General features: G+C 70.5%; 28 protein-coding genes. 11 read left to right on the top strand and 17 right to left on the bottom strand.

All coding sequences use genetic code 11. The features are described from left to right. From ACFY1L_RS47670 to ACFY1L_RS47625, 10 genes are all read left to right on the top strand, one after another. Positions 1–1,215 (top strand): acyl-CoA dehydrogenase family protein, encoded by a 1,215-nt coding sequence (locus tag ACFY1L_RS47670; protein WP_388840359.1) that lies wholly within the window; start codon positions 1–3, stop codon positions 1,213–1,215. Then, complete coding sequence (locus tag ACFY1L_RS47665; protein ID WP_388840357.1) at positions 1,212–1,988, top strand: SDR family oxidoreductase; 777 nt, start codon at positions 1,212–1,214, stop codon at positions 1,986–1,988. Before ACFY1L_RS47670 ends, ACFY1L_RS47665 begins: the two co-directional genes overlap by 4 nt. Then, positions 1,985–2,755 (top strand): SDR family NAD(P)-dependent oxidoreductase, encoded by a 771-nt coding sequence (locus ACFY1L_RS47660; protein WP_388840354.1) that lies wholly within the window; start codon positions 1,985–1,987, stop codon positions 2,753–2,755. The genes ACFY1L_RS47665 and ACFY1L_RS47660 overlap by 4 nt, the downstream gene beginning before the upstream one ends. After that, positions 2,752–3,765 (top strand): enoyl-CoA hydratase/isomerase family protein, encoded by a 1,014-nt coding sequence (locus ACFY1L_RS47655; RefSeq protein WP_388840351.1) that lies wholly within the window; start codon positions 2,752–2,754, stop codon positions 3,763–3,765. Before ACFY1L_RS47660 ends, ACFY1L_RS47655 begins: the two co-directional genes overlap by 4 nt. 477 nt (positions 3,766–4,242) lie before the next feature. Continuing rightward, complete coding sequence (locus ACFY1L_RS47650) at positions 4,243–4,869, top strand: TetR/AcrR family transcriptional regulator (protein WP_388840348.1); 627 nt, start codon at positions 4,243–4,245, stop codon at positions 4,867–4,869. Between the two features lie 109 nt (positions 4,870–4,978). Beyond that, positions 4,979–5,329, top strand: coding sequence for a nuclear transport factor 2 family protein (locus ACFY1L_RS47645; protein ID WP_388840345.1), 351 nt, complete (start codon positions 4,979–4,981; stop codon positions 5,327–5,329). Beyond that, complete coding sequence (locus tag ACFY1L_RS47640; RefSeq protein ID WP_388840341.1) at positions 5,326–5,706, top strand: hypothetical protein; 381 nt, start codon at positions 5,326–5,328, stop codon at positions 5,704–5,706. The genes ACFY1L_RS47645 and ACFY1L_RS47640 overlap by 4 nt, the downstream gene beginning before the upstream one ends. Before the next feature lie 9 nt (positions 5,707–5,715). After that, positions 5,716–6,036: an EthD domain-containing protein gene (locus tag ACFY1L_RS47635; RefSeq protein WP_388840338.1), complete on the top strand. Its 321-nt coding sequence runs from the start codon at positions 5,716–5,718 to the stop codon at positions 6,034–6,036. A gap of 79 nt (positions 6,037–6,115) precedes the next feature. Then, positions 6,116–7,669 carry a class I adenylate-forming enzyme family protein gene (locus ACFY1L_RS47630; RefSeq protein ID WP_388840335.1) on the top strand — a complete coding sequence of 518 codons (1,554 nt, stop codon included), beginning with the start codon at positions 6,116–6,118 and terminating at the stop codon, positions 7,667–7,669. Next, positions 7,666–8,718: an MBL fold metallo-hydrolase gene (locus ACFY1L_RS47625; protein WP_388840332.1), complete on the top strand. Its 1,053-nt coding sequence runs from the start codon at positions 7,666–7,668 to the stop codon at positions 8,716–8,718. The genes ACFY1L_RS47630 and ACFY1L_RS47625 overlap by 4 nt, the downstream gene beginning before the upstream one ends. Positions 8,719–8,740: 22 nt before the next feature. On the opposite strand, the gene ACFY1L_RS47620 is transcribed toward ACFY1L_RS47625, so the two are convergent. The 3 genes from ACFY1L_RS47620 to ACFY1L_RS47610 all read right to left on the bottom strand — a co-directional run bounded on the left by ACFY1L_RS47620 (position 8,741) and on the right by ACFY1L_RS47610 (position 10,914). Further along, complete coding sequence (locus tag ACFY1L_RS47620) at positions 8,741–9,490, bottom strand: SDR family NAD(P)-dependent oxidoreductase (RefSeq protein WP_388840329.1); 750 nt, start codon at positions 9,488–9,490, stop codon at positions 8,741–8,743. Between the two features lie 46 nt (positions 9,491–9,536). Further along, positions 9,537–10,340, bottom strand: a complete 804-nt coding sequence (locus tag ACFY1L_RS47615; RefSeq protein WP_388840326.1) for an SDR family NAD(P)-dependent oxidoreductase — start codon at positions 10,338–10,340, stop codon at positions 9,537–9,539. 247 nt (positions 10,341–10,587) lie between these two features. Then, positions 10,588–10,914 carry an antibiotic biosynthesis monooxygenase family protein gene (locus tag ACFY1L_RS47610; RefSeq protein WP_388840324.1) on the bottom strand — a complete coding sequence of 109 codons (327 nt, stop codon included), beginning with the start codon at positions 10,912–10,914 and terminating at the stop codon, positions 10,588–10,590. Between ACFY1L_RS47610 and ACFY1L_RS47605 the strand changes: the two genes are divergently transcribed. Next, positions 10,913–11,599 carry a formylglycine-generating enzyme family protein gene (locus tag ACFY1L_RS47605; protein WP_388840321.1) on the top strand — a complete coding sequence of 229 codons (687 nt, stop codon included), beginning with the start codon at positions 10,913–10,915 and terminating at the stop codon, positions 11,597–11,599. The two genes, ACFY1L_RS47610 and ACFY1L_RS47605, sit on opposite strands and share 2 nt — an antisense overlap. Positions 11,600–11,605: 6 nt before the next feature. Here ACFY1L_RS47605 and ACFY1L_RS47600 read toward each other — a convergent pair whose 3' ends face one another. The 14 genes from ACFY1L_RS47600 to ACFY1L_RS47535 form a co-directional block, all read right to left on the bottom strand. Continuing rightward, the gene (locus ACFY1L_RS47600; RefSeq protein ID WP_388840318.1) at positions 11,606–12,553 is read right to left on the bottom strand and encodes an NADP-dependent oxidoreductase; all 948 of its coding nucleotides are present in this window, start codon (positions 12,551–12,553) and stop codon (positions 11,606–11,608) included. A gap of 52 nt (positions 12,554–12,605) precedes the next feature. Continuing rightward, positions 12,606–12,902, bottom strand: coding sequence for a DUF2218 domain-containing protein (locus ACFY1L_RS47595; RefSeq protein ID WP_388840315.1), 297 nt, complete (start codon positions 12,900–12,902; stop codon positions 12,606–12,608). 46 nt (positions 12,903–12,948) lie between these two features. Next, positions 12,949–13,623 carry a GTP cyclohydrolase II gene (gene ribA, locus ACFY1L_RS47590; protein ID WP_388840312.1) on the bottom strand — a complete coding sequence of 225 codons (675 nt, stop codon included), beginning with the start codon at positions 13,621–13,623 and terminating at the stop codon, positions 12,949–12,951. A 135-nt stretch (positions 13,624–13,758) separates the two neighbouring features. Continuing rightward, positions 13,759–14,829 (bottom strand): Gfo/Idh/MocA family protein, encoded by a 1,071-nt coding sequence (locus ACFY1L_RS47585; RefSeq protein WP_388840309.1) that lies wholly within the window; start codon positions 14,827–14,829, stop codon positions 13,759–13,761. Positions 14,830–14,831: 2 nt separating this feature from the next. Beyond that, on the bottom strand, positions 14,832–15,845 hold the full coding sequence (locus tag ACFY1L_RS47580; protein ID WP_388840307.1) for a Gfo/Idh/MocA family oxidoreductase: 1,014 nt from the start codon (positions 15,843–15,845) through the stop codon (positions 14,832–14,834). Between the two features lie 24 nt (positions 15,846–15,869). Further along, positions 15,870–16,820 (bottom strand): TIM barrel protein, encoded by a 951-nt coding sequence (locus tag ACFY1L_RS47575; protein WP_388840304.1) that lies wholly within the window; start codon positions 16,818–16,820, stop codon positions 15,870–15,872. Positions 16,821–16,852: 32 nt separating this feature from the next. Next, positions 16,853–18,349 carry a CoA-acylating methylmalonate-semialdehyde dehydrogenase gene (locus ACFY1L_RS47570; protein ID WP_388840301.1) on the bottom strand — a complete coding sequence of 499 codons (1,497 nt, stop codon included), beginning with the start codon at positions 18,347–18,349 and terminating at the stop codon, positions 16,853–16,855. A gap of 29 nt (positions 18,350–18,378) precedes the next feature. After that, entirely contained in the window at positions 18,379–20,262 is a 1,884-nt protein-coding gene (gene iolD / locus ACFY1L_RS47565) for a 3D-(3,5/4)-trihydroxycyclohexane-1,2-dione acylhydrolase (decyclizing) (protein ID WP_388840297.1), read from the bottom strand. After that, a complete protein-coding gene (iolB, locus tag ACFY1L_RS47560; RefSeq protein ID WP_388840294.1) occupies positions 20,259–21,146 on the bottom strand; it encodes a 5-deoxy-glucuronate isomerase in 888 nt (295 codons plus the stop codon). Before iolB ends, iolD begins: the two co-directional genes overlap by 4 nt. After that, the gene (locus ACFY1L_RS47555; protein ID WP_388840292.1) at positions 21,143–22,015 is read right to left on the bottom strand and encodes an aldolase; all 873 of its coding nucleotides are present in this window, start codon (positions 22,013–22,015) and stop codon (positions 21,143–21,145) included. The genes iolB and ACFY1L_RS47555 overlap by 4 nt, the downstream gene beginning before the upstream one ends. A 4-nt stretch (positions 22,016–22,019) precedes the next feature. Further along, positions 22,020–22,994: a 5-dehydro-2-deoxygluconokinase gene (iolC, locus tag ACFY1L_RS47550; RefSeq protein WP_388840288.1), complete on the bottom strand. Its 975-nt coding sequence runs from the start codon at positions 22,992–22,994 to the stop codon at positions 22,020–22,022. Between the two features lie 141 nt (positions 22,995–23,135). Further along, the gene (locus ACFY1L_RS47545; RefSeq protein WP_388840285.1) at positions 23,136–24,053 is read right to left on the bottom strand and encodes an ATP-binding cassette domain-containing protein; all 918 of its coding nucleotides are present in this window, start codon (positions 24,051–24,053) and stop codon (positions 23,136–23,138) included. Between the two features lie 4 nt (positions 24,054–24,057). Then, positions 24,058–25,134, bottom strand: a complete 1,077-nt coding sequence (locus ACFY1L_RS47540) for an ABC transporter permease (protein WP_388840282.1) — start codon at positions 25,132–25,134, stop codon at positions 24,058–24,060. Beyond that, positions 25,134–26,138 (bottom strand): substrate-binding domain-containing protein, encoded by a 1,005-nt coding sequence (locus ACFY1L_RS47535; protein ID WP_388840278.1) that lies wholly within the window; start codon positions 26,136–26,138, stop codon positions 25,134–25,136. Before ACFY1L_RS47535 ends, ACFY1L_RS47540 begins: the two co-directional genes overlap by 1 nt. Positions 26,139–26,228 lie beyond the last annotated feature (90 nt).

The following is a 26,228-nucleotide window of genomic DNA, read 5'->3' as shown; positions in this document are numbered from 1 at the left end:
ATGGATTTCGGACTCTCCCCGAGGGCCGACGAACTCCGTTCGCGCATGGCCGCGTTCATGGAGGAGTACGTCCTGCCCGCCGAGCCCGTCTACGACCGGCAGCTCGCCGAGGCGGACGATCCCCATGAACTGCCGCCGGTGATGCGCGAGTTGAAGGAGAAGGCCCGCGCCGAAGGGCTCTGGAACCTCTTCCTCGCGCACGGCGACTGGGGCGCCGGCCTCACCAACCTCGAGTACGCTCCGCTCGCCGAACTGGCCGGGCGGTCGGTGATCGGACCGGAGGTGTTCAACTGCTCCGCCCCCGACACCGGCAACATGGAGCTGCTCGCCCTCTTCGGCACGCCCGAACAGCAGGACCGCTGGCTACGGCCCCTGCTGGCCGCCGAGATCCGGTCCTGCTTCGCCATGACCGAGCCCGAGGTGGCCAGTTCCGACGCGCGCAACATCCGCACCCGGATCACCCGCGACGGCGACGAGTACGTCGTCAACGGCCACAAGTGGTACACGTCCGGGATCCTCGACCCGGACTGCCGGCTGATCATCCTGATGGGGGTCACCGACCCCGACGCACCGACGTACCGGCAGCAGAGCATGCTGCTGATCCCGCGCGACACCCCCGGCATCACCGTGCTGCGCGACCTGCCGATGTTCGGCTACACCGACCGCTGCGGCCATGGCGACGTGCTCTTCGAGGACGTACGGGTGCCGGTGTCGGGACTGTTGGGCGGTGAGGGTGAGGGATTCGCCCTGGCACAGGGGCGGTTGGGGCCCGGACGGATGCACTACGCCATGCGCGCGGTCGGATTCGCCGAACGGGCACTGGAGTTGATGTGCCGCCGGACCCTGACCCGCACCGCCTTCGGAGGCAAGCTCGCCGAGCGGGGCGTCGTCCGCGAGTGGATCGCCCGCAGCCGCATCGAGATCGAGCAACTGCGGCTCCTGGTCCTCAAGTCGGCCTGGCTGATGGACACCTCGGGCAACGCGGCCGCCCGTACCGAAGTCGCCGCGATCAAGGTGGCCGCGCTGGAGGTAGCGCACCGGGTGGTCGACCGAGCCGTCCAGGCGCACGGCGCCGCGGGCGTCAGCGACGACACCGTACTGGCACGGCTGTACGCGATCACCCGGGCGCTGCGGATCGCGGACGGACCGGACGAGGTGCATCTGCGGACGGTCGCACGGCGTGAACTGGCCAAGTATCCGGAGGAGTCGGCGTGAACGGACAGGAACTGGGCGGCCGGGTCGCCGTGGTCACCGGTGGTTCCCGGGGCATCGGTCTCGGTATCGCCAAGGCGTACCGGGAGGCCGGCGCCCATGTGGTCATCGCCTCCCGGAAGGCGGAGGGACTGGCCGCGGCGCGCGAGGAACTGCTGCGGGTCAAGGGGGACGGCGAGGTCCACGAGGTGGTCGCCAACGTCGGGGAGCCGGAGGACGCCGAGCGCTGTGTCGAGGAGACCGTGTCCCGCTTCGGCAGCCTCGACATCCTGGTCAACAACGCGGCCACCAACCCCTACATGGGTGATCTCCTCGACCTGGACCTGCCGCGCGCGGAGAAGACGGTACGGGTCAACCAGTACGGCATGGTCGCCTGGACCCGGTGCGCCTGGCGGGCGTGGATGCGGGAGCATGGGGGAGCGGTCGTCAACATCGCCTCCGTCGGCGGGCTGGTCGTCGACCCGCACATCGGCTGGTACAACGCCACCAAGGCGGCCATGCTCCACATGACCCGGCAACTCGCCTACGAACTCGGCCCGAAGGCACGCGTGAACGCCATCGCGCCCGGGCTGATCAAGACCGAGCTGGCCCGGGCCGTCTGGGAGCCGAGGGAGCCGATCCTGACGGCGAAGCTGCCGCTGCGCAGACTCGGGACGGTGGAGGACGTGGCGCACGCGGCCGTCTTCCTGGCGTCCGAGGCCTCGTCCTGGATGACGGGGCAGACGCTGGTTCTGGACGGCGGGGCGACTGTGCTGCCGATCGGGGTGGAGGGGTGACTCGCGCCGAGGAGTTGTTTTCGCTGGTGGGGCGGACCGCCGTGGTCACCGGGGCGTCGTCCGGGCTCGGGGCCCGGTTCGCCATGGTGCTTGCCTCGGCCGGAGCCACCGTGTTCGCCGCGGCCCGGCGGCTGGAGAAGCTCAAGGAACTCGCCGACGCGGATCCGCGCATCCACCCCGTCGTCTGCGACGTCTCGCGGGAGGCGGACCGTGTGCGGCTGATGGAGACGGCGCTCGACGAGACCGGACGGATCGACGTGCTCGTCAACAACGCGGGCGCGCCCGGCGCGGTGCGCGCGGAGGACGAGAGCGCCGACGACTTCGCCGACGTACTCGATGTGAACCTGGTGGCCCCCTTCCACCTCGCGCGACTGTTGGCCGAGGCACCGGTGTCAGAGCGCGTTCGTACGCGATCGGTGGTGAACGTCTCGTCCGTCCTCGGGCTGGTCTCCGGCGCCCCGCTGGGCGGCGCCGCCTATGCCGCCTCCAAGGCAGGGCTCGTCGGTCTGACCCGTGAACTGGCGGGCCAGTGGGGCAGGTCGGGGGTGCGGGTCAACGCGCTCGCCCCCGGCTGGTTCCGCTCGGAGATGACCGAAGGGCTGTTCTCCGACGAGCGCTCCCGGCGGTGGGTCGAGCGCGGCACGATGCTGGGGCGCGGCGGTGAACAGGGCGAACTGGACGGGGCACTGCTCTACCTGGCCTCGGACGCGTCCTCGTACTGCACCGGACACGTGCTCACCGTCGACGGCGGATGGACGGCGCGATGAGGGCCACGGTCGACATCGACGGCGACGGGCTGGCACGGGTCGAGATGTGCCGCGGTTCGGGCAACGCGATCGACCTGGCGATGGCCCGGGCGCTGCTGGACGCCGCCCGGGAGTGCGAGAAGGCGCGGGCACGGGCGGTGCTGCTCACCGGACGAGGACGCTCGTTCTGCGTCGGCGGTGATCTCAAGGAGTTCGCCGCGCTGCCGGGCGAGCGCCTGGCCACACATCTCACCGACGTCACCGACGCGCTCCACGGGGCGCTGCGGATCCTCGCCGGGCTGGACGCTCCCCTGGTGGTCGCCGTGCAGGGGGCGGTCGCGGGGGCGGGCCTCGGGCTCGTGGGGGCGGCGGACGTGAGTCTCGCGGCGAGCGACGCCGGTTTCACGGCCGCGTACACCGCGATCGGGTACACCCCGGACGCCGGGGTCAGCTGGTCACTTCCCCGGCTCGTCGGGCCGCGTCGTGCCGTGGACCTGCTGTTGACGAACCGGCGCGTCACGGCCGCCGAGGCCCTGCAGATGGGTCTGGTGAGCCGGGTCGTGGCGCCTGAGCGGCTGAACGAGGAGGCCGTGCAGACGGCGGCCGCGCTGGCGCGCGGAGCCACGGCGGCATACAGGGCGACGCGTCGGCTGGTCGGGCGGGCACTCTCCGCCGACCTCGACGAACACCTCGACGCGGAGGCGCGTCAGCTGGCCGCCGCCGCGGTGTCCGCGGAGGGCCGGGAAGGCGTGGCGGCGTTCCTGGCGGGGCGCCGGCCGGAATTCGTGAGGCTCGAGGGCGCCGGGTCCGAAGCCGCGAGGTTCGGGGGTGTGGGGTCCAGCGTTGCAAGGTCGGAGGATGCGGTGTCCGACGTCGAAAGGTCGGAGGGCGTGGGGTCTGACTTCACGAGGCCGGACGTCGCGAGGTCGGAAGGCGCGCAGTCAGAGGGCGAGCGGACGGTGGACGCGAGTCCAGGTGCCGCGGGTCCGGCGTCGGCGAGACCCGGGGCCGCGCCGCCCGGTCCGCCGTGACCCGAGCCTGCGTGGCCTGGTTCCGGCCGGTCGGACCGTGCGTGACGCAACGACCGGCCGTGTGTCGGAGGGCTGGACGCCCGTGTCCGCGAGATCCGGGGCCGCGCCGCCCGGTCCGTCGCGCCCGGAACTCGCGCAACCTGGCTCCGCCCGGTCCGTCGCGACCCGAACTCGCGCGCCCCGGCCCCGCCCGGTCGGACGGCGAGTGACGGATCCGCCGGCTCCACGCCGGACGGCGCGACCCCGGTGGCTGCGAGATCCGGGGCCGTGCTGCTTGATCCGTCGGGCCCGGAATGCTCGTGCCCCGAACTCCGGCGGTCGGGACTCGCGCCCCGATCTCTCAAGCCCCCGCCCCGCGCAGCCGGACTGCACATGACGGATCCGCCCGATCTTCGATTCGTACCCGACTTGAACTTGGGTCTACTCTCGGACGACCGGACGGTGATCGGTACCGGCCGTGGAGGAGAGGGAGAGGCGATGGCAAGGGCGCGGATCGTGGATCCGGAGGAGGGGCCCAGGTCGAAGCGCAGCGCGATTCTCGTGGCTGCCGTGGAGCGGTTCGGGGAGGACGGCTACGAGAACACCAAGTGGTCCGAGGTGGCCGACCGGGTCGGCATCGGGCAGACGGCCCTGTACCACTACTTCGAGTCCAAGGCCCACTGCCTGCTCACCATCATGCGGCTGGAACTCCAGCGCTCCCACGACCAGTTCGTCGAGGCCACGACGGACGAGACGGATCCGGTGGAGGAGCTGCGCGCGGCGGTCCGGACGGCGTTCGCGGTCACCGAGCAGGAGATCCGCCAGATGCGCATCCTGCAGGCCAACATGTCCCTCCTCGCCACCCCGCGGAAGTCCAAGCGCGAGGAGACCGAGCGCGTCGCGGCCCGCCAACTGGTCCAGATGGTCGAGCGGGACTGGACGAACCTGCTGATGCGCGGCATGTCGAAGGGCGCGTTTCCGGTCCGGGACGCGCACACCCTCGGCCTCGCCGTCCTCGGCATGATCGTCAGTGTCTGGCGGTGGTATCGCCCGACCGGTGCGATTCCGCTGGCGGAGATCAGCGAGATGATCGAGGGATGCGTGGTGCGGATGGTCGCGGAATAGCCTCCGCCCCGCCCCTTGCCGGGGGCGGGGCGGCCGTCCTACAGTCAAACTGAACTGAACTCAGGTTGCTTCATATGGGCCTGATGACGCTGAGGGAGAGCGATCGGCAATGGTGCTTCGCGAATACATGGCCAGAATGGACGGCCAGGACCCGGAAAAGGCCCTCGAACTCCTGGAACCAGGCTTCCGGTTCCTCATCGCCCTCCCCGGCGGACAGCGGACCGGCACGTCCCGCGAGGACTTCGCCGGCTACATCGGCGGGCGGAACGCGGTGGACCGCAGGCACGAGATCGTGCGGTACTCGGTCGACGGCGACGTCGAGACGGTGTACGGCTTCGTCGTCGACGGGGGCGTGACGACCGGGGCCTTCCTGTCCGCGGCACAGGTCTCACCCGCCGGGCTGATGGCTCGCTACCAGTCCTTCTTCACCCCCGACTTCGACCTCGTGGACCGGCCGTGAGCGCGCCGTCCACGTCCGCCGCCCCGTTTCTGACCACCTGGTTCGGGATCCTGGACAGCGACGACGCCGACCGGATCCTCGACCTGATCAGCGACGACTTCTCCTTCTCCATCCTGTTCTCCACCGGGGGCGACGCCGGCACCGACTTCCACGGCGGCCGGGCCGAGATGGAGGGCTACCTCGCCCAGCGCGAGGTCGGCGTGCGCACCCATCACCTGCTCACCGCGTCCGCCGTCGGCCGGGACGAGCTGTACCTCGGTGAGGTGCGCAGGTCGGGCGTACCGGAGGCGACGTTCGTGGCCTCGGCCCGGCTGGACGACGAGGGCAGGGTACGGCGCCTGTTGATCGGGCGCTCGCCCGCAGTCCTGTTCACCTGAGGAGGCGCGATGTACAACCTTGTCCTGCTGGCCGCCCGGCCGCCCGAGTGGACCCACGAACGGTTCATCGACTGGTGGCGCGGCGAACACGCCGAACTCACCCGGCAGTTGCCCGGCCTCAGGGCCTGGCGGCACACCGATATCGACACGGCGCTCGAACCGCGCTCGGAGGGCTGGGACGGCGTCTCCGTCCTGAGCTTCGACACCGCCGACGACTTGCACAAGGCACTGCGGAGCCCGGAGTGGGCGGCGGCCGTCGCCCAGGTGGGCGACATGCGCGGTCGCCGGATCGCCGTCATGGGCGGCGAGATGGAGATGTACGGCGGCTGAGCCCGCCGGGGCACGGAACCGGGTCGACTCGGCCCACCCCTTCGCGAAGTGGGCCCTTCGCAACGAGGCGAGGAAGCGGATGCGACAGACAGTACGGGAGTTCTACGACCGGTCCGAACAGGCCGACTTCACAGCCGTCGTCGACGACCACGGACGCCACGGTGCGCGCGAGCTCCTGCGGCGTGCGACCGAGCTGGCCGACGTGATGACCTCGGACGGCACACCGGGCGGCACCGTGCTACTCCAGGCCGACAACTCGTGGCGCACTGTCGCGGCGACCCTTGCCGTGGGGCTGACCGGAGGGGTGCTGGCCCTGGTCAACCGGCACACGACGCCTGCCGAGTTCACCGCTGCCGTGGAGGACATCCGGCCGGACGTACTGATCGCCGAACCGTCCGCGATCGAGGAGTGGGGCGGCGGCCAGGCCCTGCCGGACACGCGCACCGCCGAGGCCCTCGACGGCTGGACGGTCCGTGCCGGCCGCGGCCCGCGCGATGTCTCCCGCTGGGCCGGCGGCACGGTCATCGGTCTCACCTCCGGTTCCACCGGTCGGCCCAAGGGCGTCGTCCAGTCCGAGAGCGCCTTGCGGTACGCGTGCTCCTGCACGATCGACGTCAACGGCCTGCGCGACGGGGATGCGGTGGCCGCCGTCGTCCCGCTCTCCTCGACCGCCGCCTACTGCTTCGGGGTCTGTCTCTCGCTCATGCTGGGCGGACCACTCGTCCTGTCCGGTCGCTGGGACCCTGAGGCGGTGCCGGCGCGGATGGTCGCCCATGACGTCCGGTGGACCATGTGCGTGCCGACCATGGCTCTGCAGATGGGCTCGGCCGCGGCCGGCTCGCAGGTCCTCGACGGGGTCCGCTCGATCACTGTCGGCGGCGGCCCCATGGACCGCGGGGCCCTCGCCCGCGCCGAACGCTCGCTGGGGACGACGATCCTGCGCGTCTTCGGCATGTCCGAGTGCCTCGGACACACCTCGCCCCGGCCCGACGACCCCGAGGAGATCCGCCTCGGCCGTGACGGACGGCCCTTCCCCGGCACCGATCTGAGAGCCGTCGCCGCCGACGGGACGATCCTCGGGCCCGGGGCGAGCGGCCGCGCCCAGGTGCGCGGCCCGTCCCTCTTCCTCGGTTACGCCCGCGACGGCAAGGTCGAGCCGCCGGCCCTCACCCCGGACGGCTACTTCCCCACCGGCGACCTGCTGGTGACCGGCGAGGACGGCACGGTCACCGTCATGGGCCGGGAGAAAGACGTCATCATCCGCGGCGGACGCAACCTCGACATCACCGAGATCGAGCGCGCCGTCGCCGCCCATCCGGCCGTGGCCCGCGCCTGCGTGGCCCCCGTACCGGACCCGCTCCTCGGCGAACGCGCCGCCGTGCTGCTCGTGGTCGAGGACGGCAGCGGCGAACTCGGTCTCGACGAGATCACCGCACACCTCGCCCGCACCGGCCTGTCCAAGGCCAAGTGGCCCGAATTCGCCTTCACCGTCGGCGAGTTGCCGCAGACCACCGTCGGCAAGCTCGACCGGTCGGGAGCCCGCAGGCTCGCCCACGACCTGCATGCGGGGCTCGCCGAACACCCCGAAGAGCACGGGCAGCACCCCGAACAGCACCGGCAAGGAGACGCATGACCGCCCCCACGACCCGCACCACCCGTTTCGACCGCGGCCGATGGGCGCAGGGCGGACCCGAGACCGTACGACCCGGGGTCCACCGCATTCCGCTTCCGCTGCCGGAGGACGGACTGAGGGCCGTCAACGTCTACGCCCTGGAGAGGCTGACGGAGGGCCTGGTCCTGATCGACGGGGGCTGGTCGATCCCCGAGTCCCGCAAGGCACTTGAGGACGCATTGGCCGAACTCGGCCACGATCTGGGCGAGATCAGCCACATTCTGGTCACCCACATCCACCGCGACCACTACACCCAGGCCGTCGAACTGCGCAGACTGATGGGCTCCCGGGTCTACCTCGGCGCGGGCGAGCGGCGCGGTCTGGAGCTGCTCGGCGAGCTGCGCACCGACGAGCCGGTCGGCTCGCTCGAGACCCTGCGCCGGGCCGGGGCCCACGAACTCGCCGAGCGTGTCGCCGCGATGTACGACGGCGGCTTCGACGCCACCGTCTGGGAGGCACCGGACCGCTGGCTGCAGGCGGAGGAACTCCGCTTCGGCGACGCGCGGTTGACGGTCGTCCCGACCCCCGGCCACACACAGGGGCACGTCGTCTACCTCGACCAGGCGCGGGGCCTGCTGTTCTCCGGGGACCACGTCCTGCCGCACATCACCCCGTCCATCGGCTTCGAACTCGGCGGCCCCGCCCTGCCGTTGGGCGACTACCTCGACTCGCTGCACCTGATGACCACGCTCGCCGACGCACGCCTGCTGCCCGCGCACGGCCCGGTCGGCGACAGCGTGCACGCACGGGTCGGAGAGCTCCTTGCCCACCACGACGACCGGCTCGCCGAGACGCTGGCCGCCCTCGGCGACCGTACGCGCACCGCGCACGATGTGGCGGGAGAGTTGGGGTGGACCCGGCGCAAGGTGCCCTTCGCGGACCTCGGCCCCTTCGATCAGATGCTGGCCGTCAACGAGACGGCGGCGCACCTGGACGTGCTGGCGGCCCGCGGACGGGCCCGGCGCGCACTAACCGACGGAGTCAACCGGTATACGGCCGCAGCGAGTTAGAGCCCGGGTCCCCCCGCCGGACTCAGCGCGCCGTCCAGCCTCCGTCGACGTAGAGCTCGGACCCGGTCATGAAGCTCGCGTCGTCGGAGGCGAGGAAGGCCACGGCGGCCGCCACCTCCTCGGGCGTGCCGAGCCGGCCGAGCGGCGTCCCTTCCACCATCGCGGTCAACCGGGGCGTGTCGCGCCACAGTTCGCGCGAGCGGGGCGTCTCGATGAAACCGGGGTGCAGGGAGTTCACCCGGACACCGCGCTGCGCCCAGTGCAGCGCGGCGTTCTTGGTCATGAGGCGTACGGCACCTTTGGCCGCGTGGTACGAGAACTGGGCGCCGAATCCGCCGACCGTGCCGAAGATCGACGCGACGTTGACGATCGAGCCGCCGCCGGAGCGTTCGATGGACGCGCCGGCGTACTTCATGCCGAGCCACACGCCCGTCTGCGTCACGCCGAGGACCTGCTCCCAGGAGTCCATGGTCTCGGTCTCCACCGTGTGCATCGTGGCGATGCCGGCGTTGTTGACCAGCACGGACAGCTCACCCAGCGCCGCGGTTGCCGTGGCGACGACCTCGTCCCAGGCCGACTCGTCCGAGACGTCCAGGGCCAGCCCCAGTGCGCCGCCTCCGACCTCCTCGGCGAGTTTCTCGCAGCGATCGGCGTCGAGGTCGGTCACCACGACCGCCGCACCCTCGGCCGCGAGCCGTCGCACGACGGCGTCGCCGATGCCTCCCGTGGCACCGGTCACCAGCGCCGTCTTCCCGGACAGCCTCGATTGCATCGGATCCCCTTACTTCTCGATGGTCGGCAGTGCTTCTCGGCGGGTCTCAGTCCCGTACGCCGAGCCAGGCGAGGGCGCCGCCGTCGATCACGTACGACGATCCCGTGATGAACGCGGCGTCGTCGGAGGCCAGGAAGCACGCCAGCCTGGCGACCTCCTCCGGGCGGCCGAGCCGCTCCACCAACTGCGGTGCGGTCAAATCGTGTTCCATGGCGTCACGGTCCGCTGCGGCGGCAAAGAAGTTCTGGGCGAGCGGTGTGTCGATGACACCGGGACAGAAGCAGTTGCAGCGCACCGGGGCCAGATCGACGGCCGTGACCTTGGTCAGATGGATGACGCCGGCCTTGGTGACCCCGTAGGCGGGGGCGTTGGGGAAGCCGGTGAGGCCGGAGACGGAGGCGGTGTTGACGATGGCGGGCCCGCGCGGCGAGCGGCGCAGATACGGTGCGGCGAACTTGGTCGTCAGCCACACCGCCTTCAGGTTGACCTCGTAGACCGCGTCCCAGACCTCCTCCGGGAGCGAGTCGACGCCGCGGGCCGGTTCGGACGTGAACGCGGTCTCGATCACCCCGGCGTTGTTGACCAGGACGTCGAGCCCGTCGAAGCGTTCCGCGGCACGCGTGACCATCTCGGCGATGCTGTCACGATCGCGCAGATCGCAGACGATCGCCTCGGCCTCGGCCCCGGCGGCGCGCACCAGTTCGGCGGTCTCGGCGGCGGTGCCCTTGTTCCGGTCGGCGACGGCCACCGCGGAAGCGCCCTGCCGGGCCATCTCCACGGCGATCGCCCTCCCGATCCCCTGCCCCGCACCGGTGACGAGCCCGATCTTGCCGTCCAAGGAACCCATCATGAGTCTGCTCCCGAGCGCTCCATCGCGTGACCTGAACTGAACTTACTTCATTTAGGTCGAGTCTAAGGATGCCGGGCAGAGGCGACAAGGCTCGGGACAGACCCACCTCCGGCCCGCTCCGCCTCTGCGGAGTGGTTGAGCTCGGGTGATGGAGACTGAACTTGGTTCCACATGCGGGCGAGGCGCTGAGCGTCCACCGCCGCGGCGCCCTGTCGCGGGATCTTCGCCAGGGCGCCGCGGCGTGTCTTCAGTCCTGCTTGGGGGCGGCCTGCTGAACCACCTCGAACGTCCACAGCGTGGCGTCCGTCGCGGCGGGCTTCGGCCGGTCGCCCGCCGCGGCCCCGCCGCCGTGCGCGGACTGTCCACGGCCGGACATCCAGTTCTGGAAGTCCTCCTCGGTCCGCCAGCGCGTGTAGACGAGGTAGGTGTCGGTGCCCTCCACCGGGCGAAGCAGCTCGAACCACTCGAAGCCGTCCGAGCCCTCCACTGCGCCCGCGCGGGCCGCGAACCGCTTCTCCAGCGTTTCGCGCTGCTCCTCGGGAACCGTGAGTACGTTGATCTTGACGATGCTCATGGCGTCCATTGTGACCAAGTCCTGCTCGGATCCGGGCGCCCACCCCGGTGTCGCCCTCCTCACCGCCCGCACCCTCACGGGCGCGACAGCCCTGGTACGCCCGGCCCGCGCCTCCGCAGCCGCCACCGTCGCAGGCCAGGAGCTGGCCGCGATCGCCGCCAACCCGTCCTTCGTCTTCGCCACCGACCTCGCCGGAACGGCCGGCGCCGGCGAGGCCTCGCCCATCGACACCGCCTACTGGCTCGGCGTCCACGAGGTCACCAACGCCCAGTACCTCGACTTCGTCACCGGCACCGGCCAGGACACCCCCGCCTACTGGGACGACGAGTCCGGCACCACGTACAAGGCTCCCGTCCTGACCAGCAACTACAACTACAACGCGGTGTGCGCCGCCTACGAACTGGCCTACCACGGCTCCGAGTCGGCCACATACACCGCCACCGGCGGCTACACCACCCCAGTCACCGCCTACCCCGGCGGGGCCAGCACCGACGGCGTCCTGGACCTGTGCGGCAACTGCTGGGAGTGGACCACACAGCAGGTCAACGCCGTCCGCGGCGGTTCCTGGTACGCCAACCTCAACAGCTGCTGCACCGCCGTCTACCGAGGCGAGGGCCGCGACCCGTCCGGCCGCTGCTCGACCGTCGGCTTCCGCGTCGCCGCCACCGGTCAGACGTCCGGCTGACGTCGGTCAGAGGAGGATGACCGTCTTGCCGCGGGCCGGTCCGGTGCGGGCGCGGGTCACCGTGGCCGGAGCGTCGGCCAGCGGGACCTCGGTGTTGATCGTGACGCGGAGCTTTCCGGCGGCGGTGAGGTCGGCGAGGGCTTCCAGTTCCGCCCGAGTGGGGTTGTTGGAGAGGTTCACCCCGCGGATCTCCCGGGCGGCCAGGGCCTCGGGGTCGGCGGCGTGGTTGGTGCTGACGAAGATGCCGCCCGGCTTCAGCAGGCCTGCCAGGGCGCCGATGTCGTCGCCGGGGTGGGTGACCAGGTCGAGGACGGCGTCGATGCCCTCGGGGTGTGCGGCCAGGACCTGTTCTGCGGTGGGAGCCGTGGTGAAGTCGACGGTCTCGTGCGCGCCCAGTTCGCGGAGGTGGCCGGCGATGTCGGCGGTCGCGGTGGCCAGCACCCGGGCCCCCTGCAGAGCGGCGAACTGGACGGCGGACTGCCCCACGCCCCCCGAGGCCCCGTTGATGAGGATGACGTGCCCGGTGTCGAGCCGGGCCGCCTCGATGGCCTGGTAGGCGGTCGCACCGGCGGTGGGCAGGGCCGCGGCGACGGCGAACGGCAGGCTGTCGGGCATGCGGGCGATCTTGCCGTCCTCGGTGGCCAGGACGTACTCGGCGTAGGAGCCTCGCCCGTGCTGGACGCTCATGAACTGCCCGTAGACGGTGTCGCCGGGCCTGAAACGATTGACACCGTCGCCGATGCTCTCGACCACACCGGCGCCGTCCGAGCCCATGACAAGGGGGAAGGAGTGCTCGGCGACGTCCTTCAGGGCGCCGTCGGCGACTTTCCAGTCGAAGGGATTGAGCGCGGCCGCGTGCAGCCGCACCAGCACCTCACCCGGACCCGGCTGCGGTACGGGCAACTCGGTGAGCTGCGGCTCGGCTCCGAATCCGGTGATGACGACAGCCTTCATGGCGTTACCTCTCTTCACGTGCAACAGCTCGCTACGTGTCCGGATCTCGGGGTCAGTCGGCGGACGGCTCGTCCCAGGTGACGGTCAGCTCGTTGCGGCGGCCGAAGCGTTCGAGATGACTGCCGATGACGTCCTGGATGGCGGTGAGGGCGGACGCGTCGGGTGCCGTGACCCGGATCAGGAGGTGGTCGTCCGCGGGCTGCAGTACGACATCGGTCGCCTGGAAGGTGAGGCGGTGGCCGCCGTCCGGCGTCTCCCCGACGGGGATCTTCCGGCCGAAGTGCGAGGCGACCTGCTTGGCGTAGCGCGGGGCGGCGTCGGTGGCGGCGCGGCCGAGGGAGGTGGGCATGGAAGGACTCCGATGAAAGTGGGCGGGCGGGGTGCGACCGGGCGGGTCAGCCCGCGAGCGCGGTGAGAGCGGCGGTTGCGGGCAGCTCGATCGTGTGGTGGGTGTGCTCGGCCTTGGCGTGCAGATAGCGGACGTTGCTGTCGGTGGCGAACACGCCGGTGGGACGGACGAAGCGCACCGCGACCCCCAGGTCCCTCAACTGCCGTGCCTTGTCAGGGTTGTTGGTGAGCAGGTCCAGCTCGGTGACGCCGAGGGCGGTGAGCATCTGGGCGGCGGCGGTGTAGTCGCGGCCGTCCTCGGGCAGGCCGAGGGCGGTGTTGGCTTCGTAGGTGTCCAGGCCCGCGTCCTGCAGGGCGTAGGCGTCCAGCTTGTTGTAGAGGCCGATGCCGCGGCCCTCCTGACGGAGGTAGAGCAGGACGCCGCCGGTCTCGGCGATGCGCTGCACGGCCTCGCGCAGCTGCGGACCGCAGTCGCAGCGCGCCGAGCCGAACACGTCGCCGGTCAGGCACTCGGAGTGCAGTCGCACCAGCGGTGCCGGGGATGCGCTCGGGTCGCCCAGGACGAGTGCCACATGTTCCCCGCCGTCGGCCAGACCGCGGAAGGTGACGGCCTCGGCGGTGACCTCGTAGCCGTCGGCGAAGCGCAGCGGGATGGTCACGCGAGTGCGTACCGAAGCGCCGTCGAGAGGGGTGTGGCCTGCGGAAAGGGTGGTGGTATCCATGGCTGCTCCTGGAGGACGGGGCAAGTGTCGTGGCAGGGTTCAAATTTGAACCGGACCGGATGCTTGGACGATACCCTGTGCTTCAAATTTGGAACAAGCGGATGCATGGAAGTGTGCGGTGATGCCGGTCACATCTCAGGCAGAAGCGGCAGCAGTACGAAGGTGCTGTTCCGTCTCTCCGGGGAAGACGATGCCGCACTGCCGCCGGATCTCGTCCATCACCCGAAGCGTGGTCACCGACTCCTCCAGCGGACGGAGCGGGGACTGGAGCCGGCCGGCGACGATGCACCGGGCCACCTCCGCGGCCTCGTAGTGCAGGGCGTCGTGTGCGATGTGCGGTTCGGTGTACGTCAGTTGCGTGCTGCTGCCCGCCAACGTGAGGACGATGTCGCCGGGCTGGTAGAACGGGCCCGGCAGGCTCAGCGTGGCGTGGGTGCCGGCGATCGTGGCCGTGGTGGGAGTGTCGCTGAAGAGCGTGGTGTGGACGACGCCCTGATTGCCGTCGGCGTAACGGAGGAGGGCGGCGGCCTGGCCGTTGACGCCCGCGGGGTGTGGCTGGGCGGAGGCCAGCACCTCGACCGGGGCGCCGAGGATCCACGTGGCCAGGGACAGGGGATAGGTGCCGAGGTCGAGGAGGGGGCCACCGGCCAGGTCGGGCCGGAGGATGCGGTGGCCGGCGCTGAAGTGCTCGCCGAATTCCGCCAGTACGGTGCGGATGTCGCCGAGGACGCCGGAGTCGAGGATCTGCCGGACGACGTCGAACCTGGGAAGGAAGAAGGTCCACAGGGCCTCCGCGCAGAACAGGCCGCGGTCCGCAGCGAGTTGGGCGATCTGCGCGGCCTGGACGGCGTTCAGGGCGAGCGGCTTCTCCACCAGCGTGTGCTTGCCCGCCTCGAGCGCCGTCCGGGCACAGTCGAAGTGGGCGGTGTGCTCGGTGGCGACGTAGACGACGTCCACGTCTGCCGCTGAAGCCAACTCCTCATAAGAACCATAGGAGTTCGGGATGCTGTGACGGTCCGCGAAGTGCTTGGCGCGAGCGGCGTCGCGGGAGGCCACGGCCGTGAAACGCTGCCGGGTGTGGCGCTGCACGGAGCGTACGAAGCGTTCGGCGATCCAGCCGGTGCCGAGAACGCCCCAGCGCAGTGCGGGAGCGTCCATCGGGTCCGGGGTGCGCGGGGCGGGCAGGGAGGCGGGGAATGCGGACATGCTCAGACCTCCGGGACCTGGACCGCGACGGTACGGCCGCCGTTCTTCATGGACGAGATGACGGCCTCGGCCACCGCGCCCGCCACCAGGCCGTCGTGTGCCGTGGCCAGGGGCGACGGACTCCCGGTGGCCAACGCGTCGATCCACGCCTGGAGTTCGAGGCGATAGGCGTCGGCGAAGCGGGGGCGCCAGTCGGCCGGGTAACCGACGGAGCGGGCACGCGCCGAATCGGTGACCAGGCGGGCGGGGTTGGCGAGGGCCAGCGTGCCACGCTCGCCTGCGACCTCGCAGCGGACGTCGTAGCCGTAGCCCGCGTTGAGGAACACCTCGAGAGTGGTCAGCGCGCCGTCGGCGGTGCGCAGCAGCATGAGCTGCGGATCCTGCAGACCCGTCGCCGCGGTCGTGGCGCGGGGCGCATGCCAACTGACCTCGGTGATCGGTGAGTTGAGCAACCAGGGCACGGTGTCGAACTCGTGGATGGCCGACCCGGTGATGCTGAACTCGTCGGTGGCCCCGGGCGCGGAGGAGACCCCTCGGCTGACACAGTGCAACAGCAGCGACGCACCACAGACACCGGCGGCCAGGGCTTCCTTCAGCTCCACGTACGCCGGGTCGAAGCGCCGCATGAAGCCGAGCGAGATCAGTCCTCCGCCGGCCCGCTGTTCCTCCCGTACGACGCGGACGCATTCGTCGAGCGTGGGGGCGAGGGGCTTCTCGCAGAGCACGGGCTTTCCGGCCTGTACGGCTGCGAGGGAGAGATCGGCGTGGGTGGTGTCGTGGGAGGCGATGACGACGGCGTCGACGTCCGGGGCGGTGATCAGGGCGTACGGATCGCTGGTGGCGCGCGTGTCGGGCAGGGCGCCGACGACCGCGGAGGCGCGCTCGTGGTCGATGTCGGCGACTACGGTGACCACGGCGCCGGAGACATGGCGGTGCATGGTGTTCACGTGGTCGGCGCCCATGTTTCCGGCGCCGATCACTCCTACGCGAATGGTGCTCATGCCGAGCTCACCCATGCTCTCTCCTCCGCGGACCGACTTCTATCGGGGGGTGTTGGGGCGTCGGGTGCCCGTCAGGCCGTGTTCTGCGAGGTGTTGGCGGGTGCTGATGGCGATGGGCAGGGGGACTTCGGGGGCGCAGGGGTAGAGGTCTTGTTCGACGATGACGAACAGCTCGGCGTCGAGGGTGGTGAGTGCGGTGACGATGTCGGCGGGGTTGGGGACGCCGGCGGGCGGGGAGACGCAGACGCCGCGTTTGACGGCCTCGCCGAAGGAGAGGTTTTCGGCGGTGACCTGGGCCAGGACGGTGGGGTCCATCTGTTTGATGTGGACGTAGCCGACGCGTTCGCCGAAGCGGCGGATGAGGTCGAGGTTGTCGCCGCCGCCGTAGGCGACGTGGCCGGTGTCCAGGCAGAGGTTGGTGTAGCGGGGGTCGGACTCGTTGAGGAGGCGTTCGATCTCGGGCTGGGTCTGGATGTGGCTGTCGGCGTGCGGGTGGAGGACCAGGCGGATGTCGTAGTCGTCGAGGAGGAGGCGGCCGAGGCGGTCGGCGGCGCGGCCGAAGCCGGCCCATTGGGTGGCGGTCAGTTCCGGTGGCTCGGTGTGGGTGCCGGTCTTCTCGTCGCGGTACATGGGCGGGATGAGGACGAGGTGGTGGGCGCCGGTGGCGGCGGTGAGGGTGGCGACCTGGCGGACGTGGGCGAGCATGTCGTCCCAGGCCTCGGGGCGGTGCAGGGCGCCGAACGCGGTGCCGCCGGAGACCTGCAGGCCGCGGGCGTCGAGTTCGTCCTTGAGGCGTTGCGGGTCGGTGGGGAGGTAGCCGTAGGGGCCGAGCTCCAGCCACTGGTAGCCGGCCTGGGCGAGTTCGTCGAGGAAGCGGGTGTAGGACACCTGCTGCTCGTCCTCGGGGAACCAGACGCCCCAGGAGTCGGGGGCGGAGCCGAGGCAGAGGTTGCCGGCGGTGGTCCGGAGGGGGGATGGCGCCATTGCCATGGTGAGTCCTTGCGGGGAGGGACGGGGAGCCGTCAGCTGGAGGTGGGGAAGTTGAAGCCGGCGGTGATGTGGTGGGTCTGGTGCGGCCAGCGGGTGGTGACGACCTTGGGGCGGGTGTAGAAGCGGATGCCTTCGGGGCCGTGGATGGGGGAGTCGCCGATGAGGGAGTCCTTCCAGCCGCCGAAGGAGTAGTAGGACATGGGGACCGGGACGGGGACGTTGATGCCGATCATGCCGATGTTGATGTGGCGCTGGAAGCGGCGGGCGGCTTCGCCGGAGGCGGTGAACAGGGCGGTGCCGTTGCCGTAGGGGTTGGCGTTGATCAGCGCTATCGCGGCGTCCAGGGATTCGGCGCGGACGACGGCCAGGACGGGGCCGAAGAGTTCTTCCTGGTAGGCGTCCATGGCGGTGGTGACGTGGTCCAGGAGGGAGGGGCCGGTGAAGAAGCCGTCCTCGTGACCGTCGACCTTGAGGCCGCGGCCGTCGACGACGACGGTGGCACCCTGCATGGCGGCGGTACCGACGGCGTTCTCGACGCGTTCCTGGGCGGTCTTGGTGACCAGGGGACCCATGTCGGTGCCGGGCTGGTCACCGGGGCCGACCTTCACCTCGCGGGCCTTGCGCTCCAGGACCTCGACGAGTCCGTCGGCCGCGTCGCCGACGGCGACCGCTACCGATACCGCCATGCAGCGCTCGCCGGCGGAGCCGTAGGCGCCGGCGGTGATGTGGTTGGCGGCGAATTCGAGGTCGGCGTCCGGGAGGACGACGGCGTGGTTCTTGGCGCCGCCGAGGGCCTGGACGCGCTTGCCGTGCGCGGTGGCCTGCTCGTGCACGTACTTGGCGATCGGAGTCGACCCGACGAAGGAGACCGCCTGGATGCCGGGGTGGGTGAGGATCGCGTCGACCGCGTCCTTGCCGCCGTGGACGACGTTGAAGACGCCGTCGGGCAGGCCTGCGCGCTGGTACAGCTCGGCGACGAAGTTCGCGGCCGACGGGTCGCGCTCACTCGGCTTCAGGATGAAGGTGTTGCCGGTGGCGATGGCGATGGGGTGCATCCACAGCGGCACCATCGCGGGGAAGTTGAACGGGGTGATGCCCGCGACAACTCCCAGGGGCTGGCGGAAGTTGTGCACGTCGATGCCGCGGGAGACCTGGTCGGAGAAGCTGCCCTTGAGGATGTCGCCGAGGCCGCAGGCGTATTCGACGACCTCGCGGCCCCGGGTGATCTCGCCGCGGGCGTCGTCGACGGTCTTGCCGTGCTCGGCGGAGATGATCCGGCCCAGCTCCTCCTCGTGCTCGAGGAGGAGTTGGCGGAGGTTGAACATGACCTGGGTGCGCTGGGTCAGGGAGGACTCCGACCAGGTCGCGAAGGCGGCGGTGGCGGCGGTGACGGCGGTGTCGATGTCGGGGGCGCCACCGAGGACGACCTGGGCCTGTGCGGCGCCGGTGGCCGGGTTGAACACCGGCTGGGTGGCGGTGGCGGTGCCCTGGGTGGGGGAGCCGTTGATCCAGTGCTGGATGGTGGTCACGGTGCGGGTTTCCTTTGCGGGGACGGGAGTTACAGGTAGTGCCGTTGGGCGCGCTTGTTCGCGGCGTAGGTCTCGTGGGCGGTGCGGGTGGTCTCCAGGGCGGAGACTTCGCTGACCGGGACGTCCCACCAGCCGTGGCCGGGCGGGTTGGGCCCGTAGAGATCGGTTTCGACGTGGACGACGGTGGTGCGGGTGGCGGCCTTGGCCTTCTCCATCGCCGCCCGGAACTCCTCCACGGACGTGGCGTGCAGGACGTCCGCGCCCAGCGAGGAGGCGTTGGCGGCGAGGTCGACCGGGAGGACGTCGCCGTCGAGCCGGCCCGAGGTGTCGTCGCGGTAGCGGTACTTGGTGCCGAAGCGCTGCGAGCCGAGCGCTTCCGACAGCGAACCGATGGAGGCGAAGCCGTGGTTCTGGACCAGGACGATGATGACCTTGAGGCCTTCGGAGACCATGGTCACGATCTCCTGGGCCATCATCAGATACGAGCCGTCACCGACGAGGACGACGACCTCCCGCGTGGGGTCGGCCATCTTGGCGCCGAGGCCGGCGGCGACCTCGTAGCCCATGCAGGAGTAGGCGTACTCCACGTGGTAGGCCTTCGCATCCCTGGCCCGCCACAGCTGCTGCAGGTCACCCGGCATCGACCCCGCGGCGTTGATGACCACGGCGCGGTCATCGAGGCTCTCGTTGAGGGCGCCGAGGATCTGCGTCTGGGCGGGCAGATCACCGGTGTTGCGGTCGGGGGCGAAGCACTCCTCCTCGATCTCCCGGGTCCGGGCGATGAGCTGACGCGTACGGTCCCGGTACTCCGGCTCCACTTCCCAGTCCGTGAGGGCTCCGGCGAGGGCCTGGATGCCGAGGCGGGCGTCGGCGACCAGGGGTTCGGCGGAGTGCTTGACGGCGTCCAGGCGGGCCACGTTGAGGTTGACGAACGTGACGTCGGGGTTGCCGAAGACGGTGTGACTGGCGGTGGTGAAGTCCGAGTACCGCGTGCCGATACCCACGACGACGTCAGCCTCACGCGCCAGTTCGTTCGCCGCGTACGACCCCGTCGATCCGATGCCGCCAGCGGCGTAGGGGTGGTCCCAGGGGACGGCGCCCTTGCCGGCGTGGGTGTCGGCGACCGGGATGCCGGTGGCTTCGGCGAACGCGCGCAGCACGGTCTCGGCACCGGAGTAGACGGCGCCGCCGCCGGCCACGATCAGCGGCTTCTTCGCGGTGCGCAGTAGGCGGGCGGCGCGTTCGACGGCGGCCGGCTCGGGGATGGGGCGGCCGACGTGCCAGACCCGGCGGCGGAAGAAGTCCAGCGGCCAGTCGTGGGCCTCGGCCTGCACGTCCTGGGGGAGTGCCAGGGTCACCGCGCCGGTCTCGACCGGGTCGGTGAGCACCCGCATCGCGGCCAGCGCGGCGGGGATGAGCTGTTCGGGCCGCGAGATGCGGTCGAAGTATTTGGATACGGCGCGGAAGGCGTCGTTGACGGTGACGTCGCCGCCGCGGGTGTCCTCCAGTTGTTGCAGGACGGGGTCGGCGGCGCGGGTGGCGAACATGTCGGAGGGCAGCAGCAGGACCGGGATCCGGTTGGTGGTGGCCAGGGCGGCGCCGGTGATCATGTTGGTGGAGCCGGGGCCGGTGGAGGCGGTGCAGGCGAAGGCGGCCAGCCGGTCGCGCATCTTGGCGTAGGCGACGGAGGCGTGGACCATGCCCTGTTCGTTGCGGGCGAGGTAGTAGGGCAGGTCGGCCTCGCGGGTCACCGCCGCCTGGAGGAGGGCCTGGCCGATGCCGGCCACGTTGCCGTGGCCGAAGATGCCCCACACGCCGGGGATGAGGCGCTGCTCCTGGCCGTCGCGCTCGCTGTACTGGTTGGCCAGGAAACGCACCAGGGCCTGGGCGGTGGTCAGTCGGACGGTGTTCATCGCTCGTTGAGTCCTTCGAAGGGAAGCCGGTCGTCGACGTCCTGGGCGTCCCAGGTCGAACGCACCCAGCCGTGGGCGGGCTCGTCGCAGATCAGCCAGGCACGGTCCTGGCCCGGGCCGGCCATGACGTTGAGGTAGTACAGGTCGTAGCCGGGCGCGGCGATGGACGGGCCGTGCCAGCCGTGCGGGATCAGCACCGTGTCCCCGGAACGCACCTCGGCCAGCACATCGATCGGCCGCTCTTCGGTGCCGTAGACCCGCTGGTAGCCGAAGCCGTTCTCGCCGCCGGAGACCTCGAAGTAGTAGATCTCCTCCAGCTCCGACTCGACCGGATTGCCGTCGTCGTCCGTGCGGGCCTGGTCGTGCTTGTGCGGGGGATACGACGACCAGTTGCCGCCGGGTGTGAGGACCTCGCAGACCAGCAGCTGCTCGGCCTCGAAGGTGCCCGGCAGGCAGTAGTTGTTGACCTGCCGTGAGCAGGCCCCGGCACCGCGCAGCTCGACGGGCACGTCCTCCTTGGACCCGTACCGGGCGGAGAGTGAGCTCCGCCCGGTACGGGCGCTGGGCAGTGCGAACCGGCCGCCGGCCGCGCTGCTGATCAGGGCCTCCGACTCGCGGGGGAGGTAGGCGAAGTCGGTGACCGAGGCGAACACGCCTGTCCGGCCGGTGAGTTCGAAGACGCTGCCGTCCGTGGTGACGGTGCAGGAGCCCGTCAGCGGCAGGACCAGGAACTCGGAGTCTTCGGTGGACAGGGCGTGTGCCTCGCCCGGCTTGAGGGTCAGGATCCTCAGGCCGGAGTATCCCCAGCCCGCCGATTCCGGCGTGACCAGGAGGTCATAGGGGCCGTCGGCGGAAGTCCCCGCGGGCAGGTGGTACTTGCTCACAGCAGGCTCACCGCCCGGTCCACCGCACCGGCGACGTCGCCGCTGGAGGGGTAGAGCAGCGAACGCCCGACCACCAGGCCCTGCGCGGTGGGCTGCTTGAGCGCCTTGCCCCAGGATGCGAAAGCCTTGTCCGGGTCCTTGACCTCGCCGCCCAGCAGCAGCGCGGGCAGGGTGGAGGAGGCCAGCACCCGCTCCATGTCGTCGACGACGGGCAGCTTCAGCCAGGTGTAGGCGGTGCGCCGGCCCAGTCCGGAGGCGATGGTGATGGACTTGATCACCGCGTCGGTGGACAGGTCGTTGCGGATCTTCCCGTCCTGCCAGGTGGACAGGAACGGTTCGACCATTGCGACGAGTTGACGGTCGTTCAGCTCGTCGATGGCGCGGGCGGTGTTCTCCAGGACGGCCGGGGTGGCGGGGTCGTCGAGGGCGATGCGGGTGAGCATCTTGCCGCCGTCGAAGCCCATCGCGGCGATCGTGTGGGCGTCGTAGCCGGTGAACCGGTCGTCGATCTCGAACACCGACCCGGCCAGGCCGGCCCGGTTCATGGAGCCGAAGACGCTCTTGCCGTCCAGGACGCCGAGCAGCAGCAGGTCCTCGAGGATGTCGGCGGTGGCCAGCACGCCGGTGACGCCGGGCCGGTCCAGGGCGGTGCACAGGCGGTCGAGGAGGCGGGCGCGGTCGGCCATGGCGGTGGGGTCGGTGCCGATGCCGTTGGCGCCGCGGGCGGGATGGTCGGCGGCGATGATCATGGCTTTGCCGTGCTCGCCGAGCAGCGAGGTCGCCTTCACCCGGCGGGTGGCGGCGGCCGCGATGGCGCCGGGGTCGGTCACCCGGGCGTTCACGATCCGGCTCAGGTTGTCGGACAGCACGGCGTCACGCCTTTCCGTCAGTGGTGGGTGCGAGAGCGGCTTGGCGCAGCTTGGCTTCGACCTCGGTCTGGGTGGGCATGGCGTCGGAGCAGGCCAGCCGTCCGGCGACGATGGCGCCGGCGGCGTTGGCGAAGGCCACGGTGCGGCGGGTGTCCCAGCCGGCCAGCAGGCCGTGGCACAGTGCCCCGCCGAACGCGTCCCCCGCACCCAGCCCGTTGACCACGTCCACCGGCACCGGCGGCACCTCGGCGACCGCACCGTCGCGGTCCATGGCCAGCACCCCGCGGGGGCCCTGCTTGACCACGGCCAGCTGCACCCCGGCGGCCAGCAGCGCCTTGGCGGCCGCGTACGGCTCGCGCTCGCCGGTGGCGACCTCGCACTCGTCGAGATTGCCGACCGCCACCGTCGTATGGCGCAGGGCCTCGGCGTAGTACGACCGGGCCCGGTCCGGGCCGTCGGCCCAGAACATCGGCCGCCAGTCCAGGTCGAAGACCGTCGTGCCCGCCTCGGCTCGGTGCGCCAGCGCCGCCAGGGTGGCCGAGCGGCTCGGCTCCTCGCTCAGCCCGGTGCCCGTGAACCAGAAGATCGCCGCGTCCCGCACCGCGTCCAGGTCCAGCTCGCCCGCGCTGATGTCCAGGTCGGGTGCCTTGGGCAGGCGGTAGAAGTACAGCGGGAAGTCGTCCGGCGGGAAGATCTCGCAGAACGTCACCGGTGTCGGCGCGACATCCGAGACGCCCACGAACCGGGCATCGACCTTGTAGCCCGCCAGCGCGGTGCGGACGAAGTCGCCGAACGGGTCCCGCCCGGTCTTGGTGATCACGGCCGCGGAATGCCCGTAGCGGGCGGCGGCCACCGCCACGTTCGTCGGGCTGCCGCCCAGGTACTTGCCGAACGAGGTGACCTCCGCCAGCCCCACACCCGTCTGGAGCGGATACACGTCCACCCCCACACGGCCGATGGTCAGCACTTCGAACGGCATAACGCTGGTTTCCCTTCGTTCCAGAGACCTGTTGAGAGACCTGGAGATTCCTGGATGGAATGCTGGATTCGATGTCTTGGGACGGTGGGCGCGCCTGCGTCCCGGCGGGGGGTGCGCAGGCTGCGCCGTCCGCCACCGTCGTCAGGAGGCCGCTTCGCCGCTGGTCGCCACGGGTGCGGTGAGGTCGGCCTCTTCGGGGAGTTCTTCGACGTCGACGCCGCGGACCTGGGACAACTCGTGCTTGAGGGCGGCGAGTTCGGTGCCGCCGGCCATGTGGTTGGTCAGCTCCTCGAGGCTGACCTGGTCACGCGAGGCGGAGAGTTCCATGGTGCCCAGGCGCAGCACGCTGAAGTGGTCGCCGACCATGTAGGCGTGGTGCGGGTTGTGGGTGATGAAGATGACGCCCAGGCCCCGGTCACGGGCGGCGGCGATGTACTTCAGCACCACACCCGACTGCTTCACACCCAGCGCCGCGGTCGGCTCGTCCAGGATCAGCACCCGGGCGCCGAAGTAGACCGCGCGGGCGATCGCCACGCACTGGCGCTGACCGCCCGACAGGGTGCCGATGGGCTGCTCGAGGTCGTCGAGGACGATGCCCATCTCGCGCAGCTCGTGGTCGGCGGTCTTCTTCATCCGCTCGATGTCGAGGCGGCGGATCGGCCAGGGGCCCTTGGTCATCTCGGAGCCGAGGAAGAAGTTGCGCCACACCGGCATCAGCGGGACCGTCGCCAGGTCCTGGTAGACGGTGGCGATACCGCGGTCCAGGGCCTCGCGTGGCGTGGAGAAGCGTACGGGGGCGTTGTCGACGAGGAACTCGCCCTCGGTGTGCTGGTGCAGCCCCGAAATAATCTTGATCAGCGTCGACTTGCCGGCGCCGTTGTCGCCCAGCACACAGGTGACTTGGCTGGGGCGGACCTGGAGGCTCACGCCGTGCAGGGCGCGGATGTTGCCGTACGCCTTGCCCGCGTTGCGCAGTTCGACGATCGGGGCGTCGTCCGTCTCGGGGGTGGTGTCCGCGAGGATCTCGCCGTGGGTGCCGATTCCGTTGGTGGATGTCATGGGGTCACCTCCGGGTCGCCGACTGGCGGACCCACAGATTGATGAGCACGGCGCCGAGCAGCATCACGCCGAGGAAGGCCTTGAACCAGTCCGGGTTCCAGCCGGCGAAGACGATGCCCTGGTTGACCATGCCGAACATGAAGGCGCCGAAGACCGGGCCGATCGCGGAGCCGTAGCCACCGGTGAGGAGACAGCCGCCGATGACGGCCGCGGCGATGTAGATCAGCTCCTGGCCGACGCCCTCGCCCGACTGCACGGTGTTGAAGGTGAAGAGCTGGTGCATGCCGACGAACCAGGCGCCGACGCCGACCAGCATGAACAGCGAGATCTTGGTGAACGTGACGGGCACACCGACGGCGCGGGCGCTGTCCTTGTTGCCGCCGACGGAGAAGATCCAGTTGCCGTACTTGGTGCGCAACAGCACCCACGTCGCCAGTGCCGCGAAGGCCAGCCAGTAGAAGACGGTGATCTTCACCTGGACGCCGCCGATGTCGAAGCTGGAGGCGAAGACCTTTCTGGCCTGGTCGAAGCCGTCCATGTCACTGATGTCGTCCGTCGCGACGTTCCCGGTGACCAGCTTGGTCACGGCCAGGTTGGCGCCCTGGAGGATCAGGAAGGTGCCCAACGTGACCAGGAAGCTGGGCAGTCCGGTCTTGACCACCATCCAGCCGTTGAAGAAGCCGACTGCCAGCGACACCAGGAGCGCGAAGAGCACGCCGACCCAGACGTTCACGCTCAGCTGGTAGGCGAGCATGCTCGCGGTGAGGGCCGAGGTGATGACGGCGACGCCGGACGAGAGGTCGAACTCGCCGCCGATCATCAGCAGGGCGACCGGCAGCGCCATGATGCCGATGGTCGACGACTGGTACAGGACGGTGGCCATCGAGCTGCCGTCGCGCACCGGCGGGGCGGCGATCAGGAAGAACACGTATACGGCGGCGGCACCGAGGAAGACGCCCACTTCGGGCCTGGCCAACAGCCGCAACGCCAGGGGGCGTTGGGCGGTCCGACCGTCACTTTCCTTGGGGCCGGGGGCCGGCGGTGCGGACACCGCCGGTTCGGCATGCTGGGTCATGCTCATCACCGGGTTCCCTTGGCGGCGAACTTGGCGACCTGGTCGACGTTGTCCTTGGTGATGAAGGCGGGGCCGGTCAGGACGGGGGCGGTGGAGCCGCCGCTGAAGTTGCCGTTGGTCTTGTACAGCCACAGGGCGTCGACGGCGAGGTAGCCCTGGAGGTAGGGCTGCTGGTCGACGGCGAACTCGACGCTGCCGTTCTGGACGGCCTTGACCAGGTCCTTGTTGAGGTCGAAGGTGGCGACCTTGGCCTTGGAGCCGGCGTCGGCGAGGGACTGCACGGCGGTCAGGGCGATGGGGGCGCCGAGGGTGGCGACCTGGTCGATGGAGGAGTCCTGCTTGAGTTTGGCGGTGATGGTGGACTTCACGCTGGGCATGTCGGTGCCGTTGACGTAGAGGATGTCGGTCTTGCCGGTGAAGCCCTTCTTGAGGCCGGCGCAGCGGGATTCGAGGGCGACCTGGCCCTGTTCCTGGATGACGCACAGGGCGTGCTTGGCGCCGAGCTGGTTGAGGCGTTGGCCGAAGGCCTGGCCGGCGATGTTCTCGTCCTGGCCGAAGTATTCGAGCATGCCGAGTTTCTGCCAGTCGCCGACGCCGGAGTTGAAGCCGACGACGGGGATGCCGGCGGTCTTGGCCTTGGCGATGACGTCCTTCATGGCGGTGGGTTTGGCGGCGGTCAGGGCGATGCCGTCGACCTTCTGGTCGATGGCGTTTTGGACCAGGTTGGCCTGGTTGCCGGCGTTGGGGTCGGAGGAGTAGACGAGTTTGATGTTGTCCTTGGCGGCGGCGGCCGTCGCGCCCTTGCGGATGAGGTCCCAGAAGGTGTCGCCGGGGGAGGCGTGGGTGACCATGGCGACGGTCATGCGGGGGGTGGTGGCCTTGCCGGCGGAGGCGGCGGCGTCCCCTTCCTCGGACTTCTTGCCGCCGGAGCTGCTGGAGCAGGCGGTGGCGAGCAGGGCGCCGGTCAGGGCGACGGCGGTGAACGCGGCGGCTCGGTGGTGTCTGTGCATAGTCCCTTGCACCTCGCTGTGCGGTCGGGCGGAAACGGAGTTCTCGGCCTTGGTTCAGAGGCCTCGTCCGGCCTGGCGGAACCGGGCGAG

It is taken from the genome of Streptomyces sp. NPDC001663 (genome assembly GCF_042893105.1).
Taxonomy (GTDB): Bacteria; Actinomycetota; Actinomycetes; order Streptomycetales; family Streptomycetaceae; genus Streptomyces.
The sequence above is the reverse complement of the archived record's forward strand: the minus strand, read 5'-3'. Positions and strand labels throughout refer to the sequence as shown.